The organism is Streptomyces sp. NBC_01217 (assembly GCF_035994185.1).
GTDB lineage: Bacteria > Actinomycetota > Actinomycetes > Streptomycetales > Streptomycetaceae > Streptomyces.
This window is the reverse complement of sequence record NZ_CP108538.1, coordinates 5,483,058-5,500,369: the sequence shown is the minus strand read 5'-3', so window position 1 is coordinate 5,500,369 and position 17,312 is coordinate 5,483,058. Positions and strand designations below refer to the sequence as shown.

The 17,312-nt window shown below is 70.7% G+C and carries 13 protein-coding genes; 4 read left to right on the top strand and 9 right to left on the bottom strand.

Annotation, left to right across the window (positions count from 1 at the left end; genetic code table 11):
- Positions 1-125 precede the first annotated feature (125 nt).
- A complete protein-coding gene (locus tag OG507_RS24765) occupies positions 126-2,867 on the bottom strand; it encodes a protein kinase (RefSeq protein WP_327369363.1) in 2,742 nt (913 codons plus the stop codon).
- Positions 2,868-3,056: 189 nt separating this feature from the next.
- Positions 3,057-5,042 (bottom strand): serine/threonine-protein kinase, encoded by a 1,986-nt coding sequence (locus tag OG507_RS24760; RefSeq protein WP_327369362.1) that lies wholly within the window; start codon positions 5,040-5,042, stop codon positions 3,057-3,059.
- 120 nt (positions 5,043-5,162) lie between these two features.
- Between OG507_RS24760 and OG507_RS24755 the strand changes: the two genes are divergently transcribed.
- The gene (locus tag OG507_RS24755) at positions 5,163-6,260 is read left to right on the top strand and encodes a serine hydrolase domain-containing protein (RefSeq protein ID WP_327369361.1); all 1,098 of its coding nucleotides are present in this window, start codon (positions 5,163-5,165) and stop codon (positions 6,258-6,260) included.
- A 6-nt stretch (positions 6,261-6,266) separates the two neighbouring features.
- On the opposite strand, the gene OG507_RS24750 is transcribed toward OG507_RS24755, so the two are convergent.
- Positions 6,267-7,973 (bottom strand): glycerol-3-phosphate dehydrogenase/oxidase, encoded by a 1,707-nt coding sequence (locus OG507_RS24750; protein ID WP_327369360.1) that lies wholly within the window; start codon positions 7,971-7,973, stop codon positions 6,267-6,269.
- A 300-nt stretch (positions 7,974-8,273) separates the two neighbouring features.
- On the opposite strand from OG507_RS24750, the gene OG507_RS24745 reads away from it, so the two are divergent.
- Complete coding sequence (locus OG507_RS24745; protein WP_327369359.1) at positions 8,274-9,536, top strand: nucleotide sugar dehydrogenase; 1,263 nt, start codon at positions 8,274-8,276, stop codon at positions 9,534-9,536.
- An 83-nt stretch (positions 9,537-9,619) separates the two neighbouring features.
- On the opposite strand, the gene OG507_RS24740 is transcribed toward OG507_RS24745, so the two are convergent.
- From OG507_RS24740 to OG507_RS24720, 5 genes are all read right to left on the bottom strand, one after another.
- Entirely contained in the window at positions 9,620-10,162 is a 543-nt protein-coding gene (locus OG507_RS24740; protein WP_327369358.1) for a hypothetical protein, read from the bottom strand.
- Positions 10,163-10,425: 263 nt separating this feature from the next.
- Positions 10,426-11,550 carry a GuaB3 family IMP dehydrogenase-related protein gene (locus OG507_RS24735; protein WP_327369357.1) on the bottom strand — a complete coding sequence of 375 codons (1,125 nt, stop codon included), beginning with the start codon at positions 11,548-11,550 and terminating at the stop codon, positions 10,426-10,428.
- Between the two features lie 105 nt (positions 11,551-11,655).
- Positions 11,656-13,158 (bottom strand): IMP dehydrogenase, encoded by a 1,503-nt coding sequence (gene guaB, locus OG507_RS24730; protein ID WP_327369356.1) that lies wholly within the window; start codon positions 13,156-13,158, stop codon positions 11,656-11,658.
- A gap of 140 nt (positions 13,159-13,298) precedes the next feature.
- Positions 13,299-13,874: a sigma-70 family RNA polymerase sigma factor gene (locus tag OG507_RS24725; RefSeq protein WP_327369355.1), complete on the bottom strand. Its 576-nt coding sequence runs from the start codon at positions 13,872-13,874 to the stop codon at positions 13,299-13,301.
- Positions 13,875-14,171: 297 nt separating this feature from the next.
- Complete coding sequence (locus tag OG507_RS24720; protein ID WP_003948568.1) at positions 14,172-14,783, bottom strand: response regulator transcription factor; 612 nt, start codon at positions 14,781-14,783, stop codon at positions 14,172-14,174.
- A 413-nt stretch (positions 14,784-15,196) separates the two neighbouring features.
- On the opposite strand from OG507_RS24720, the gene OG507_RS24715 reads away from it, so the two are divergent.
- On the top strand, positions 15,197-15,532 hold the full coding sequence (locus tag OG507_RS24715) for a WhiB family transcriptional regulator (RefSeq protein WP_327369354.1): 336 nt from the start codon (positions 15,197-15,199) through the stop codon (positions 15,530-15,532).
- 87 nt (positions 15,533-15,619) lie between these two features.
- Here OG507_RS24715 and OG507_RS24710 read toward each other — a convergent pair whose 3' ends face one another.
- Positions 15,620-16,510 (bottom strand): LysR family transcriptional regulator, encoded by an 891-nt coding sequence (locus OG507_RS24710; protein WP_327369353.1) that lies wholly within the window; start codon positions 16,508-16,510, stop codon positions 15,620-15,622.
- A 117-nt stretch (positions 16,511-16,627) separates the two neighbouring features.
- Between OG507_RS24710 and OG507_RS24705 the strand changes: the two genes are divergently transcribed.
- The gene (locus OG507_RS24705) at positions 16,628-17,302 is read left to right on the top strand and encodes an MOSC domain-containing protein (RefSeq protein WP_327372071.1); all 675 of its coding nucleotides are present in this window, start codon (positions 16,628-16,630) and stop codon (positions 17,300-17,302) included.
- Positions 17,303-17,312: the final 10 nt, after the last annotated feature.

The window sequence follows — 17,312 nt, the reverse complement described above, 5'->3', positions numbered from 1 at the left end:
CCCGCCCCGTTCCTTCGAAGGCCAGATTACGGAGGGGTGCACGGCCACGGAACCTCGCATCCCCCACGAGACCGCACTGTGATGCTTGTCGCCCCGCGACGATCCGCCGGGCGCACGGCCAGTGTTCAGGGCGTCACGCGATAGGAGGCGATGGCTTGTTCATAGATGTCCGAAACCTTGTCGCGCTGGTTCTCCGGGCCGATGACCTGGAGGATGTGGTAGCGGCCGTCGACAATCATCACGAGGTTACGGGCGTACACCTCGCGGCCGTTGGCGTCCTGCCAGGTGAACTGGCCCTCGGCCATGGCCTGTCGGCCGACGTCGATCCGACGCAGTCCGCTCGACCCCGACCAGCTGGAGTCGCGGAACGGCTGCAGCTCCAGCTCCTTGTCGGCCTGGTAGGCCAGCGGGTCGTCGCCGTTGGCCTTGACGGTGTCGCGGCCGGGAACGATCAGCAGGCTGAAGCCGTCGCTGCCGTAACGGATCTGACGGTCCGCGTTGGCCGGGCTGCGCTGCCAGGCCTTGAGCACACCGACCTCGAAGCCCTCGGGATCCTTGCGCAGGACGTAGCCGGGGGCGAGCGCGACGGCGGAGCGGCTGGTCTGCGGCTGCTGCTCGCCGGAGGGCTGCGAGGGCGACGGCCCGCCGGACGCACCGCCGCCGGGCTCCGGAGAACCGGATGCCTCCGGCGGACCGGACGTCGATGACGCCGGGCCCGTGGAGCGGGCACCGGATTCGCCGTCGGCCTTGGGCATGAACATCACGGCGTACGCGATGGCGGCGACCAGGGCCAGCAGGATCAGCACCAGAAGCACCCGCCCCAGCCGGCGCGGCGCCCGGCCCTCGCCCGGCCGGGGGCGGGGCGGCGGGGTGCGCAGCGCCTTGGGGCCCTTGGGCTCGCGCGGCGGCCGCGGCTTCTCGTACCGCTCGGGTCGCTCCCTCGTCTGGCGGTGGCGGCCGTGCGCGGAAGCACTGCCGAGGCGGCCTCGGCGCCTGCGGACCAGCTCGCCCCGGCGGCGTACGACGGGAAGCCGGGTGCTGTCGACGGACGGCAGCGGCACGACGTCCAGACCGGCCTCGGGCTCGGGCGCCGACCGTACGAGCGAGCGCAGCCAGCCGCGCAGCTCCTCGAAGTCCGGGCGCTCGGTGGGATCCTGGCGCAGCAGCGACTCGACGACGGGGCGCAGCGGACCGCATTCCTCGGCGAAGGCGGGCGGCTCCCCGCACACCATCTGGACGAGCTCGGCCGCGTTCTCCTCGGGGTAGGGGGCGTGGCCCTGGACGGCGCGGTAGAGCAGCGCGCCGAGCGCCCAGAGGTCGGTGGCGGGGCCGATCGGCGGCGCCAGCTGCCAGTTCTCGTGGACGGGGCCTGCCTGCTCGGGCGCCCAGCGCTCGGTGACCGCGCCGACCACGGCGATCCGGGTCTGCCGGGCGCGCTCGGCGGCGAGGGTGGTGGCGGGGCCGCGGTAGGCGGGGCCCGTACGGCCGCTCGCGACGATGTCGTCCCAGCGGCCCGGCGGTTGCTGCTTTTCGGGCTGGTGCGCGGGCAGTGCCGGGGGGCTGGGGGTGCCGTGGCGGCGGGCGTCGGCGCGCAGGGCGTCCTCGCCCGAGCCTCCGGCGGGGACGGGGCGCCCGGCTCCGGGGCCGTCGCTCCAGGTGCCGGTGAGATGCAGTCGCCGCCCGGGCGGCGACTGTCCGTCGCCGCCATGGCCGTCGTCGTCCTCGTCGTCCGAACCGTCTTCGAACGAATCGTGTTCGTACGGGTCTGCGGTGTACGGGTCTGCGGCGTACGGGCTCTCGGCGGGCCGGTCCCAGGGGCCGGTCGGCTGTGGGCCTGCGTGGTCCGCGTCGGACGGTCGCGCACCGTCCGTCCCTTCCGGCCGTACGGGGCGCTGGGCCGGGAGACCGCCGGTGTCCTCCGCCTCGCCCGCCCCGGCCCGGCGCTGTTCCTCGCCGATCCGGGCGGCGGCGCGGGCGCCCGCGCGGTAGGCGGCGATGGCTCCGGCGCGCTCGGCCCTCAACTGCGCGGCGCTGCCCGCCTCGGGCGCGGGCGCCGGAACGACGGGGTTGCCCGGCCGCCGCACGGTCTCCAGCTCGCCGGACTGCGGCTCGTCGACGCCGGGAGCGCCGTACGGGTCACCGGCCGCCCGGCCCGTCTCGATCGCAGCAGGGCCGCGCGAGGCCGGCACCTCGGCGGGGGTCGCCGCGTACGGCCCGTCCGGACCCGCCTCGTACGCCGGCCGGCCGCCGTACCCACCCTCGTCCTCGTCGTCGGGCCGGGGCGTCGGTACGTAACCGCAGAGCGCCTCCTCCGCCGCCCCGGCCGCCAGACCGGTCAGCATGACGCGGCCGTCGTCGCAGACCAGCACCGTACGGACGGTGATGTTGCGGTGGGTCCAGCCATGGGCGTGCAGCACCCGCAGCGCCGTCAGCACGTCGGAGCCGATCTCGGCGGCCCGGAAGGGATTGAGCGGGCGCTCGGCGAGCAGGGCCGCGAGCGGGCGGGCCATGACCAGTTCGCTCACGATCCAGAGCGAGCCCGCCTCCGCGAACACATCGAAGACCTGGTCGAGCCGGGGGTGATCGGGAACCTGGGCCGCCGCCTGCGCCGCCTCGATGGCACGCCGGACCGCCGGATCCGTGGACCGCCGCACGGCCCGCCCGGTGACCCGCCGGGCCGCCGGTGCCGCACCACCCCCGTCGAGCACCTCGGCATCCACCACCTCGGGCAACGGCACCTGCCGGACCAGGACTTCCTGCCCGCTGTAGGTGTCGAACGCCCGGGTCTCGACCAGCTCGTACTCATCGGACGGCGGCAACGGAAGGCGGTAGCGGTCGGCAAGCACCCGACCCGCATAGTCGTCCACGACGCCTCCCCAGAGCGCGCTGTCCCCCGGCCACGATGACCGCACCAATCCTTCAATTGCGGTCACTTACCGTGCAATTGACCCACCATTTTGGCTGCGTACGGTCTTCAGGCTCTCACGATACGTGGCAAGTGACGGCCGCGCGGCAGGGTCGGCGCATCCAGGCCCTTTTCACCCTTCACCCGCGGATCAGTCGGTGGGCTCGAATGTGTCGAACGCCGTCTTGCGCAGTGTCCGGCATTCCTTGCCGTCCCACTCGTCGGCCTTGCAGCTGATCATGATCGCGTAGCCGTGGGTGGCGTCGACCTTGAAGCCCCGGTTCAGCACGTGAATCCGCTGGCCCTGCTGGGTGCGCTCGAACTGCCAGTCGGCGACAGTCGGGTAGCCGTTGTACTGCACCTTGTCCACACCGATGTGGCGGTAGCCGTTGCTGCTGGCCGCGACGGCGCTCCTCGCCGCGTTCCAGGCCGCGGCGGCGTCGCCGCCGGGGGAATCGGTGTAGTCGACCTGGACGCGCGGGAAGCCCCCGTCGACGTTGTAGATACCGCCGGAGTTGCGCCCGGCCGTGTCGGTGAGCCGGAAGTTCCCGGGCATCGCCATCGTGAAGTGGAACTGATTGTTCTTCACCGTCCGGTATCCGGCGGGCAGCGCGTCGGCGGCGTCCGGGGCGTCACCCTTCGAACCGTCCGCCCCCTTGTCCGAGCTGTCGTCCTTGCCCTTGCCCTGGTCCTGACTGCCGCTCTGGTCCTTGCCACTGCCGCTGCTGTCGGTGTCCGCGGTGCCCCCGCTCGTCGCCGCGGCTCCGGCCGAGGTGGACTTGTCGTCCTTGGCGCCGCCGCCCTTCGCGTCGCCCTCGCCGTCTCCGCCGAGCGAGAGCGCGAGGACCGTGCCGAGCACGGCGAGCGCGATCACGGCGGCGATGATCGCCAGGGTGCGGCGCGGCACCACGTCCGTGATGGATGCGCGGGGCGGTGTGGTGGGCGATGTGGCCGGGCGCGGCGCGGGTACGGACGCGGAGGCCGTGGCCGGCTTCGCCGTCGAGGGACCGGCAGGCTTGGTGGGGCCGGCCGTGGGAGCGGTCGGCGGGGGCGTCGAGGGACGGGGCGGCGCGGTCGTCGCGGCCGCTGCGGCACCCACAGCCGCGGCCGGCGTCGTCTTCGCGTTCCGTACGGAGCGCAGCGCGCCCCGCAGCCGGTCCCGGGCGCCCTCGCCCGGCTCCCCGGACTTCGACGCCGCCTTGGTGCCCGACGCGGCGGTTCTGCCGGGCAGCGCCATGACCTGGGTGGCGTCGGCCGGCGGGGGCACCACCGGGTCCGGCTTCTCGGGTGCGTGGATCACGTCATTGAGCAGGGCGCGGGCGCCCGCGTCGTCGAGCCGCTGATCGGGGTCCCTGGCGAGCAGGCCGTAGATGACCTCCCCCAGTGGACCGGCGTTCTTCGGCGGGTCGAGCGGCTCGGTCATCACCGCGGTCAGGGTGGCGATGGCCGAACCCTTGTCGTAGGGCGGGGAGCCCTCGACGCTGGCGTACAGCAGTCCGCCGAGCGACCACAGGTCGGCGGGCGGTCCCGGCTTGTGCCCGCGTGCGCGCTCCGGGGAGATGTACGAGGGCGCGCCGACGAGCATGCCCGTCGAGGTGACCGACGGGTCGCCCTCGACCTGGGCGATGCCGAAGTCGGTCAGCACGACCCGGCCGTCCTCGGCGATCAGTACGTTGGACGGCTTCACATCGCGGTGCAGGATGCCCTCGCGGTGCGCCGAACGCAGCACGTCGAGGATGGCGAGGCCGACCTCGGCGGCGCGCTTCGGCGTCAGCACCCCGTCCTCGCGGATGGCCTCGGCGAGTGACTTGCCCTCGATGAGCTCCATCACGATCCACGGCCGGTCGTCCTCGTCGACCACGTCGTAGACCGTCACCGCGCCGTTGTTGCGGATCCTGGCGATCGCCTTCGCCTCACGCAGCGTGCGCGTGATGAGCCGGCGCTTCTCGTCCTCGTCGATGGCCGAGGGGAACCTCAGCTCCTTGACCGCGACCGTGCGGCCCAGCGTCTCGTCGACGGCACGCCAGACCGTGCCCATACCGCCCCGGCCGAGCACCTCCCCGAGCCGGTAGCGCCCCGCAAGGAGACGTCCGTCCTTGTCCCGTTGGGGCTCCCGTGCCTGCTCCGCCTCCGACATGCGTCCCCTCTGCGATCAACCCGCCCTGGCAGAGCGTTCATTGTCCCTCACCCCGGGACCGGTCTTGGTGCCGGGTCCACCGGCCCGTCATGATGTGGCCGAAGGAAGGGACTGCCTGCCATGCCGACACTCAGGGCGCTGCTCGTCGCCCCGTTGCTACTGGTGCTGCTCGGCCTGGGAACAGCGACCCTGTCCAGCGAACCACACCTCACGCCCTCAGCCGCCTATCTTCCCCGGCTCGTCGCCCGGGGCGGCGCTCCCACGGCTGCGCTGCTGGCCCGTCACGCCCCTTCCGCCTCCTCCGCACCGTACGACACCTTCCGTTCGACGGGTCCAGGCATCCACAGGGCGGACCGGTTCCGGGCCGGCAGCATCACCAAGACCTTTGTCGCCACGGTCGTGCTCCAACTCGCCGGGGAGAGGCGGCTGCAGCTGTCGGACACCGTCGACCAACTGCTGCCGGGCCTGATCCGCGGCAACGGCAACGACGGCCGCCGCATCACCCTGCGCGCCCTGCTCAGCCACACCAGCGGCCTCTACGACTACACCGCCGCCGCCTCCGGCACCTCCGCCCGCCCCGTCTCCGCAACCGCCGCGGTCCGGGTCGCCCTGGCCCATCGTCCGACGAACGCCCCCGGCGGCTATGCCTACTCCAACACCAATTACGTCGTACTAGGACTCGTCGTTCAACGCGTCACCGGACACGACTACGCCACCGAGATCCGCCACCGCATCATCACCCCCCTCCATCTCACCGGTACCTCCCTGCCCGGCGCCCGTACCTCCCTGCCCGCCCCGCACGGCCGCGGCTACACCCGCGACCCGGCCGACGGCAGCCTCCGCGACGTCACCGTGCTCGACCCGCGCACGGCGGGCGCGGCCGGGGAGCTGATCTCCACACTCTGCGACCTGAACCGTTTCTACGCGGCCCTGCTGGGCGGGCGTCTCCTCCCGCCCCCTCTGCTGGCCACCCTGCTGAACACCGGTGCCGCACACGGCGTCTACGGTCTGGGCATCTATCCGCTGAAGCTCTCCTGCGGCACCACCGTCTGGGGCCACAGCGGCCGCATAGCGGGCAGTTACGTCCGTACCGCCGCCACGCGCGATGGCCGGCACACCCTGACGTACCGCGTCGACACGGACACCCTGACCGATGCGACGACGCTCGAACCGGGGCTCCTCGACGCGGAGTTCTGCGGCCGCGCGCCCCGCACCTGACGGGGCCTAGAGCGGCACGATGTCCGGTGCCCCGAGCCGTGCCGCGTCCGCCGTGAGGTCGTCCGGCTGCCGCTGCGACTCCCGCTCGGCCTGCACCCGCTTCTCGTAGTGCTCCACCTCCCGGTCGATCTGCCCCTCGTCCCAGCCGAGCACCGGCGCCATCAGCTCCGCGCAGATCCGGGCGCTGAGCGTGCCCCGGTCGAAGGTCTCTATGGAGATCCGGGTCCGGCGTGTCAGTACGTCGTCGAGGTGGCGGGCCCCCTCGTGGGAGGCGGCGTAGACGATCTCGGCCTTGAGGTAGTCGTCCGCCGACGGAAGCGGCTCTCCCAGCGTCGGATCGCCGACGATCAGATCGAGGAGCTCCTCGGTCATGGAGCCGTAGCGGTTGAGCAGATGCTCCACCCGGGCGACATGGAGTCCCGTACGGGCCGCGATTCTCGCCCGGGCGTTCCACAGCGCGCGGTATCCCTCCGCTCCCAGCAGCGGGACGTCCTCGGTGACGCACTCCGCCACCCGCTGGTCGAGGCCGTGCACCGCCTCGTCCACGGCGTCCTTCGCCATCACCCGGTACGTCGTGTACTTGCCGCCGGCCACGACCACGAGGCCCGGCAGCGGATGCGCCACCGTGTGCTCGCGCGAGAGCTTGCTGGTCGCATCCGACTCGCCGGCCAGCAGCGGTCGCAGCCCCGCGTAGACACCCTGGACGTCGTCCCTGGTCAGGGGCGTGGCCAGAACCGAGTTGACGTGTTCGAGCAGATAGTCGATATCGGCGCTGGAGGCCGCCGGGTGCGCCTTGTCCAGGTCCCAGTCGGTGTCGGTCGTCCCGACGATCCAGTGCCGTCCCCAGGGGATGACGAAGAGGACGGACTTCTCGGTCCGCAGGATCAGGCCGGTCGAGGAGTGGATGCGGTCCTTCGGGACGACCAGATGGATGCCCTTGGACGCCCGTACGTGGAACTGCCCGCGCTCGCCTATCAGCGCCTGGGTGTCATCCGTCCAGACCCCGGTCGCGTTGACCACCTGTTTGGCCCTGACCTCGTACTCACCGCCCGCCTCGACATCCTCCACGCGGGCGCCGACGACCCGCTCGCCCTCCCGCAGGAAGCCGATCACCCGCGCCCGGTTCGCCACATGGGCGCCGTATCCGGCGGCGGTGCGCACCAGGGTCGCCACATAGCGGGCGTCGTCCATCTGCGCGTCGTAGTACTGCAAGGCCCCGACCAGGGCGTCCTTCCGCAGCGCAGGGGCGACCTGCAGGGCCCGGCGGCGGGAGAGATGGCGGTGGACGGGCAGGCCGCGGCCGTGCCCGGACGACACCGACATCGCGTCGTAGAGCGCCACGCCGGAACCGGCGTAGAGCCGCTCCCAGCCCTTGTGCTGCAACGGATAGAGGAACGGCACGGGCTTCACCAGATGCGGGGCCAGCCGCCCCAGGAGCAGCCCGCGCTCCTTCAGCGCCTCCCTGACGAGCGCGAAGTCGAGCATCTCCAGATACCGCAGCCCGCCGTGGATCAGCTTGCTCGACCTGCTCGATGTGCCCGAGGCCCAGTCGCGGGCCTCGACGAGGCCGGTCGAGAGTCCTCTTGTCGCAGCGTCCAGCGCCGTGCCGGCGCCGACCACGCCCGCCCCGACGACCAGCACGTCCAGTTCGCGCTCGGCCATCGCGGCGAGCGCCTCGGTGCGCTCCGCAGGTCCCAGTGTCGCTGTCCTCACTGCTGCCTCCCGGGTAGATCGGGGTGGTGCGGCACGCGGTGCGGCCCGACCGAGCGGTCGGACGCACCGCGCCCATCCCTCGATTCTGTCCGCCGTCCCCGACTTCGGCCACCGCCTGTGGACAACACCAGGGCGACCGAAGCCTCGCAATGCGACATATAGGTCATATTTACGCCTAGTCTGACATTGCGCTGTCCCCAGCGGTTGCGCTTTCCGCTCTCATGGTCTTGGACCGACCGGCAATCGGAGGGTGGCGCCCTCCATCTGCCGGTCGGTCCAAGGGAAGGACGGCCCATCCCCATGCCCGCAGACCTCGCAGTCATCGGACTCGGCCACCTCGGCCTGCCCCTCGCCCAAGCCGCTGTCGCCGCCGGTGTCGAGACCGTCGGCTACGACACCGACCCACGCCCCTGCGCGGAACTCTCCGCGGGCCGCACCCCCGTCGAGGGGTCGCTCACCGCCTCCGACGTACGCCGGATGCTCTCGGGGGGTTTCCGGCCCACCACCGACCCGGCCGAACTGGGCCGGGTCCGTACCGCGGTGATCTGCGCGCCCACCCCGCTCGGCGCCGACCGCACCCTCGACCTCACCGCCGTCGGCGACGCGGCCCGGGCACTCGCCGCCCGGCTGCGCCCGCACACCACCGTCCTGCTGGAGTCGGCCGTGCCTCCGGGCAGCACCGAGAGCTACGTACTGCCCCTCCTCGAAGAGGGCTCGGGGCTGCGCGCCGGACGCGACTTCCACCTCGCCTACTCCCCCAGCCGCCTCGACCCCGGCAACAGGACCCACGTCTACGCCAACACCCCCAAGGTGATCGGCGGCCTCACCCCGGCCTGCACGGAATCCGCCGCCGCCTTCTACGGCCGTCTCACCGACAAGGTCGTCCGGGCCCGCGGGCCGCGCGAGGCCGAGATGACGAAGGTCCTGGAGACCAACTTCCGGCACGTCAACATCGCCCTGGTCAACGAGATGGCGGTGCTCTGCCACGATCTCGGCGTCGACCTCTGGGACGTCATCAGATGCGCCGAGACCAAGCCCTTCGGCTTCCAGCCGTTCCGCCCGGGCCCCGGCGTCGGCGGTCACGGCGCACCCGTCGACCCGGGCTACCTCCCGTACAACAGCCGCACCCCCGGACACCCCTTGAGGATGGTCTCGCTCGCCCAGGAGATCAACGACCGGATGCCGCAGTACGTGATCCAGCGCTGCGCCACCCTCCTGAACGAGCACGGCAAGTCCGTACGCGGCGCCAGGGTGCTGCTCCTCGGCGTCACCTACAAGCCCGACCTCGCCGACCAGGAGGCCTCCCCCGCCCGGGAGATCGCGAGCCGGCTGATGGACATGGGTGCCCAGATCGGCTACCACGACCCGCACGTCCTGGACTGGCGGGTGCGTGAACTCCCGGTCCCGCGCGCCGACTCGCTGTACGAGGCGGCTTCGAGCGCCGACCTGACGGTGCTGCTCCAGCACCACCGCACCTACGACCTCCAGGGCCTCGCGGTGAAGGCCCAGCTCCTCCTGGACACCCGCGGCGCGACGCCGGCGGGGGCGGCGCACCGGCTGTGACCGGCGTCGCCACGGCGAAGACGGCAGCGGGCCGATCACGTCCGCCAAAGGGCCCGGCGCACGCACCGGGCCCTTTCCCGCGCCTACTTCGCAGTATGCGTGTAGCGGTAGCCGACGGCCTTGCGAGCCACTCCCTTGCCGACCAGCTTGCCGTCGAACTTGCTGTAGGCCTCGAAGGAGTAAGCCTTATAGACCGGATACGCCCTGAGTGTCCCGAACTTCTTCTTCGGAACGGTCCAACTACCGGACATGCTCTTCGTCCGCGACTTGGTCACGTCGAAACCGACCGCCGCCGAAACCGCTCCGGCAGTGACATCGAACGAAGAGCTCTTGGTGTTGCTCACGGTTTCAATATTCGTGAGCGTAAGCGTCATGGGGCCACGCCCCTGCACGATCGCGATGTAGTTCTTACCCGTTTGCAGACCGATGTACTTGACCTTCTTGATGTTGCACAGGTTGTAGGCCTTGGGCCGGCCGAACTCGTCCTTGTAACGCGCCGCGCAGGACTTCTGCTTCTGGGCTGCGGAGCCAGTTCCCGCCGCCATGCCCAGGGTTCCGGCCACCAGAGCCAGGACCACCACAGAATTCCGGCCCGCACGGGCGAACGACAACGTACTACTGCTCAAGATATCCCCCGAGATTCCCGTCGCCCCGCCAACGGGGCGACGGCCGACGGCCTCGTGTTCCCCCAAGCCCGCCGACCAATTCCGTACGGCTCGAACCTAACAACGACGAGCGAGGGCTTCACCAGATCTTGATCAATCTTGATCAAGATCTGAGCCTTCGGTCTCCCCAGTTCCCAATTGCACGAGCCATCGACCTTCAAGCGGACATGGAAAGGGGTCGAAGCACCCGATCAGCACGCTTCGACCCCGGGACCCAGACTTCGTCAGCGACGGTGCTGCGAGTCCGCCACCGTCACCTCGACGCGCTGGAACTCCTTGAGATCGCTGTACCCCGTCGTCGCCATCGCGCGGCGCAGCGCACCGAAGATGTTCATCGAGCCGTCAGGGGTGTGCGAAGGACCGGTGAGGACCTCCTCGGTCGTGCCGACGGAGCCCAGGTCCACCAGCTTGCCGCGCGGCACGTCCTCGTGGACGGCCTCCATGCCCCAGTGGCGGCCGCGGCCCGGCGCGTCCGTCGCACGGGCCAGCGGGGAACCCATCATCACGGCGTCCGCACCGCAGGCGATGGCCTTAGGCAGGTCGCCGGACCAGCCGACGCCGCCGTCCGCGATCACGTGCACATACCGGCCGCCGGACTCGTCCATGTAGTCGCGGCGGGCCCCGGCCACATCGGCGACCGCGGTCGCCATCGGGACCTGGATGCCGAAGACATTGCGCGTGGTGTGCGCGGCGCCGCCGCCGAACCCGACGAGGACACCGGCCGCGCCGGTACGCATCAGGTGCAGGGCCGCGGTGTACGTGGCGCAGCCGCCGACGATCACCGGGACGTCCAGTTCATAGATGAACTGCTTGAGGTTGAGCGGCTCGGCGGCGCCCGAGACATGCTCGGCGGAGACCGTCGTACCGCGGATGACGAAGATGTCCACACCCGCGTCGACGACGGCCTTGGAGAACTGCGCGGTGCGCTGCGGGGAGAGCGCGGCGGCGGTGACGACACCGGAGTCGCGCACCTCCTTGATGCGCTGTCCGATCAGCTCCTCCCGGATCGGGGCGGAGTAGATCTCCTGGAGGCGGCGGGTCGCCGACTCGACGGGCATCTCGGCGATCTCGTCGAGCAGCGGCTGCGGATCGGCGTGCCGGGTCCACAGGCCCTCGAGGTTGAGGACGCCGAGGCCGCCCAGCTCGCCGATGCGGATCGCGGTCTGCGGGGAGACCACCGAGTCCATGGGAGCGGCCAGGAACGGCAGCTCGAAGCGGTAGGCGTCGATCTGCCAGGCGATCGAGACCTCCTTCGGGTCGCGGGTGCGACGGCTCGGAACGACGGCGATGTCGTCGAATGCGTACGCCCGGCGGCCGCGCTTGCCGCGCCCGATCTCGATCTCAGTCACGATGGTGTGGCCTTTCCCTCTACGTCTGCGCTGTCCAGTATCCCCGACACACGGCTGAGGGGCGGTCCCGGGAACCCCGGACCGCCCCTCGGCTGCGCTGTTGCGTTACTTCCTGCTGTAGTTCGGCGCCTCGACCGTCATCTGGATGTCGTGCGGGTGGCTCTCCTTGAGACCCGCCGAGGTGATCCGGACGAACCGGCCGTTGGCCTGGAGCTCCGGGACGGTGCGGCCGCCGACGTAGAACATCGACTGGCGCAGACCGCCGGTGAGCTGGTGGACGACCGCGGAGAGCGGGCCGCGGTAGGGCACCTGGCCCTCGATGCCCTCGGGGACCAGCTTCTCGTCGGAGGCGACGCCCTCCTGGAAGTAGCGGTCCTTGGAGAACGACTTGCGGTCACCCCGGGTCTGCATCGCGGCGAGCGAACCCATGCCGCGGTACGACTTGAACTGCTTGCCGTTGATGAAGAGCAGCTCGCCCGGGGACTCCTCGCAGCCCGCCAGCAGCGAGCCGAGCATCACGGTGTCCGCGCCGGCCACCAGAGCCTTGGCGATGTCGCCGGAGTACTGCAGGCCGCCGTCGCCGATGACCGGGACACCGGCCGCCTTGGCGGCGAGCGAGGCCTCGTAGATCGCGGTGACCTGCGGGACGCCGATACCGGCGACCACGCGGGTGGTGCAGATGGAGCCGGGGCCGACGCCGACCTTGATGCCGTCGACGCCCGCGTCGATCAGCGCCTGGGCGCCGTCACGGGTGGCGATGTTGCCGCCGATGACATCGACCGACGAGTTCGACTTGATCTTGGCGACCATGTCGCCGACCAGCCGGGAGTGACCGTGGGCGGTGTCGACGACGATGAAGTCGACGCCCGCCTCGATGAGTGCCTGGGCCCGCTCGTACGCGTCGCCCGCCACGCCGACGGCGGCGCCGACCAGCAGCCGGCCTTCCTTGTCCTTGGCGGCGTTCGGGTACTGCTCGGCCTTGACGAAGTCCTTGACGGTGATGAGACCCTTGAGGACCCCCGCGTCGTCGACCAGCGGAAGCTTCTCGATCTTGTGGCGGCGCAGCAGCTCCATGGCGTCCACGCCGGAGATGCCGACCTTGCCGGTGACCAGTGGCATCGGCGTCATGACCTCGCGCACCTGGCGCGTACGGTCCGACTCGAAGGCCATGTCACGGTTGGTGACGATACCGAGCAGCTTGCCCGCGCCGTCGGTGACCGGGACACCGCTGATGCGGAACTTGGCGCACAGCTCGTCGGCCTCGCGCAGCGTCGCGTCCGGGTGCACCGTGATCGGGTCGGTGACCATGCCGGACTCGGAGCGCTTCACCAGATCGACCTGGTTGGCCTGGTCGGCGATGGAGAGGTTGCGGTGCAGCACACCGGCGCCACCCTGCCGGGCCATGGCGATCGCCATGCGGGCCTCGGTGACCTTGTCCATCGCGGCGGAGAGCAGCGGGATGTTCACCCGCACGTTCTTGGAGATGTACGAGGAGGTGTCGATCTGGTCGGGCGCCATGTCGGACGCGCCGGGCAGCAGCAGCACGTCGTCGTATGTCAGCCCGAGCGTCGCGAATTTCTCGGGCACTCCGTCGACGTTTGCAGTCATGACACCTTCCCCAAATGGCCTTGATCGGTGCGGATGTCCATGCTAACGGCCTCCGGAGGTGTCTCATTCCACGAGCAAGATCACCTAGGGGTTCTGTAGCTTCATACGGAACCTTTCGTATGGAACCGGGCGGGCCCGGGTCACTGCTCCGCGAGGGCCCGCAGCCTGCTCAGGGCCCGGTGCTGGGCGACCCGGACCGCGCCCGGCGACATGCCCAGCATCTGTCCGGTCTCCTCGGCGGTCAGGCCGACCGCGACCCGCAGGACGAGCAGCTCACGCTGGTTGTCCGGGAGGTTGGCGAGGAGCTGCTTGGCCCAGGCGGCATCGCTGCTGAGCAGCGCGCGCTCCTCCGGGCCGAGCGAATCGTCCGGCCGCTCGGGCATCTCGTCGGAGGGCACGGCCGTCGATCCGGGGTGCCGCATGGCGGCCCGCTGGAGATCGGCGACCTTGTGGCCCGCGATGGCGAAGACAAAGGCCTCGAAGGGCCTGCCGGTGTCCTTGTAGCGCGGCAGCGCCATCAGCACCGCGACACAGACCTCCTGCGCCAGGTCCTCCACGAAGTGGCGAGCATCACCGGGCAGCCGGTTCAGCCGGGACCCGCAGTAGCGCAGTGCGAGGGGGTGGACGTGGGCCAGCAGATCATGGGTGGCCTGCGCGTCGCCCTCGACAGCACGGTGCACCAGTGCACCGATCACCGTCGTCTCGTCGTCGCGCATCGGACCATGGTGCCCCGGAGCCGCGTCATCCGTGGCGCCGCGTCCGTAGTTGTGCACCGAAGCGTTATGAGCGGGTGCGCCGGAAGTCATGTCCTGCGCCCTCCCCTTCCGCTCGACCGAATCGTTCCCGAGGAACTCCACATCTCAAGGATGCGGCATCGGCCGGGAAGCGTCACATACCGTCGGCGCGGAGGGCGCCACCGGCGGGGCGGAGCCCGCCCCGCACACGTCTCTCGCATCGCCCCGTCCGCCGTTGTGCGGACGGGGAGTCGACCGTCTGCCGGCCATGGCCGGCCCTCAGCGGACCAGGCCCCAGCGGAAGCCGAGCGCGACGGCGTGCGCCCGGTCCGAGGCGCCGAGCTTCTTGAACAGACGCCTGGCGTGCGTCTTCACCGTGTCCTCGGAGAGGAACAGCTCACGGCCGATCTCGGCGTTCGAGCGGCCGTGGCTCATTCCTTCGAGGACCTGGATCTCCCGCGCGGTGAGCGTCGGCGCCGCACCCATCTCGGCCGACCGCAGCCGACGCGGGGCGAGCCGCCACGTCGGATCGGCCAGCGCCTGGGTGACGGTGGCCCGCAGCTCCGCGCGGGAGGCGTCCTTGTGCAGATAGCCGCGGGCACCGGCGGCGACCGCGAGCGCGACCCCGTCGAGATCCTCGGCGACGGTCAGCATGATGATCCGGGCGCCGGGGTCGGCGGAGAGCAGCCGCCGGACCGTCTCCACACCCCCCAGACCGGGCATGCGTACGTCCATCAGAATCAGATCCGAACGGTCGGCACCCCAGCGGCGGAGGACTTCCTCGCCGTTGGCCGCCGTCGTCACACGCTCGACGCCGGGCACGGTCGCGACCGCGCGACGGAGCGCCTCTCGGGCAAGCGGGGAGTCGTCGCAGACGAGGACGGATGTCATGACCGTCCTCCGCAGCTGATGCGCGTCACCTTGAGCCTCCAGGCTGTTACAAGTCGTCACCTGAGCGGTTGACACTCTCGGACATCTGCCCGATCGCTTTTTCCGTCAACCGCCCCCGCCCTCTTAACGATGGTCACTCGAAAGAGTTACGGGTCGGACGAATGAGATCGGCACTCTACGTGAGGGCGCGCACACGGAGGAGAGCGACGCGGTTCATCCAACCGTCAACCGAAACTTCATATGAAGGTATGCCCCATTTGGCGGGTTTTCTTCCCTTTTGCTGGTGTCTGTGACTAGATTCGCAATCAGTCATATTTACATCTACTTACACCGTAGATGTAAATGTCATGGGCACGGTCAATATCGGACGACAACGATGATTCCGACTCAGCATGGTTTCGAGGGGACAAGCAATGGCAGATTTCTCCCGCCTTCCCGGACCCAACGCCGATCTGTGGGACTGGCAACTGCTGGCGGCCTGCCGCGGGGTCGACAGCTCGCTGTTCTTCCACCCGGAGGGTGAACGCGGGGCGGCACGGAGCGCCCGCGAGAACTCGGCAAAAGAGGTCTGCATGCGATGCCCGGTACGCGCGGAGTGTGCGGCCCACGCACTGGCGGTGCGAGAGCCCTACGGAGTGTGGGGCGGACTGACCGAGGACGAACGCGAGGAGCTCATGGGACGGGCCCGCAACCGGCTGATCGCGGCAGCGGCGCCGTCGGGCGCACCGTCCCCCTCGGGGCACGGTTGATACCGCCGCACCCCGCACCGTAAATAGAAAAACGTTTCTGCATCTCACCCGGCCACTGACGGGGGCCGGGTCACAGGCAGGCCCCGCTCAGCGCGCAGCCGCCTGGGACAGCCGGTCCAGGGTGGCCGCCACCGCCGGCACCCGGGCCAGGTCGGGCAGGGTCAGGGCGACGATCTCGCGCTCGATGGCCGGTTCGACCGTCACGGTACGGGCCCCCTTGGGGCGTACCGACTCGAGCGCCAGCTCCGGCAGTACGGCCACCCCCAGCCCGGCCCCGACCAGCCCGATCACAGCCGGGTAGTCGTCGGTGGCGAAGTCGATCCGGGGGGTGAAGCCGGACCGCTCGCAGACCTCCACCAGCTGGCGGCGACAGCGCGGGCAGCCCGCGATCCACGACTCGTCGGCCAGCTCGGCGATGCCGACCGCGGCCGAACCGGCCAGCGGGTGCCCCTCGGGGACCAGACCGATCAGCCGGTCGGTGAGCAGCGGGCGTACGACCAGGTCGTCCCACTCCGCGCCGGAGACGCCGTAACGGAAGGCCAGCGCGATGTCGCAGTCGCCCTCGCGCAGCATCTCGACCGAGCGCGGCGGCTCGGCCTCGACCAGGGAGACCCGGGTGCCGGGATGGGCCGCGCGCAGCGCCGCGAGGGCGCCGGGGACCAGCGTGGAGCTGCCGCTGGGGAACGAGACGAGCCGGACCCGGCCGGCCCGCAGCCCGGCGATCGCGGCGACCTCCTCCTCGGCGGCGGTGAGCCCGGCGAGGATGCCCGAGGCGTGCCGGACCAGCGCCTCACCCGCCTGGGTAAGGCGCATCTCGCGTCCCGTACGGATCAGCAGCGTGGTCCCCGCGGAGGCTTCCAGGGCCTTCATCTGCTGGCTGACCGCGGGCTGGGTGCAGCCCAGGTCACGGGCGGCGGCGGAGAACGAGCCGGTGGCGGCCACGGCGCGCAGAACACGGAGATGACGGGCTTCGATCACCCTTCAACCATAAGCGACTCTTGGGCCGGGCAAGAATTATTGGCATGCATCTTTGAGGGTGGAGTGCTTAGTTTTGACCCTATGAAGCCGATGATGCCGATGAAGCCGACGGGCCCGATGAAGCTGCTGTCCGTGAATGTGGGGCGGCCCGAGGCCGCCGCGTACACCGATGCCCCCAGCGGCGTGACCGGGATCGACAAGCGGCCTGCCGACGGCGCCGTACGCGTCACCGACCCCGGCCCCAAGGGGACCGGCGGCAGTGGTCTGGCCGGGGACACGGTGGCCGATCTGCGCCATCACGGCGGCTCCGACCAGGCCGTGTACGCCTTCGCCCGAGAGGAACTCGACGTCTGGGAGCGGGAGCTCGGCCGGCCGCTGGCCAATGGCGCGTTCGGCGAGAACCTGACGACCAGTGGTCTCGACGTGAGCGGCGCGAGGATCGGCGAGCGCTGGCGGATCGGCCCCGATCTGGTCCTGGAGGTGTCGTCGAGCCGGATTCCGTGCCGTACGTTCGCCGGTCATCTCGACGAGAAGGGCTGGGTCAAGCGGTTCACCCGGGCGGCCGCTCCGGGTGCCTATCTGCGGGTGATCGAGCCGGGCGAGATCCGCGCCGGGGACCCGGTCGAGATCGTGTACCGGCCCGACCACGACGTCACCGTGGCGCTGGAGTTCCAGGCGTCGACGACGCGTCGGGAGCTGCTGCCGAAGCTGCTCGCGGCCCGGGACGCGCTGCATCCCGAGGTGCTGCGCGCCGCCCTGAAGTACGTGGAGAAGGAGGGGGCGGACGGCTGATCACGGCGTG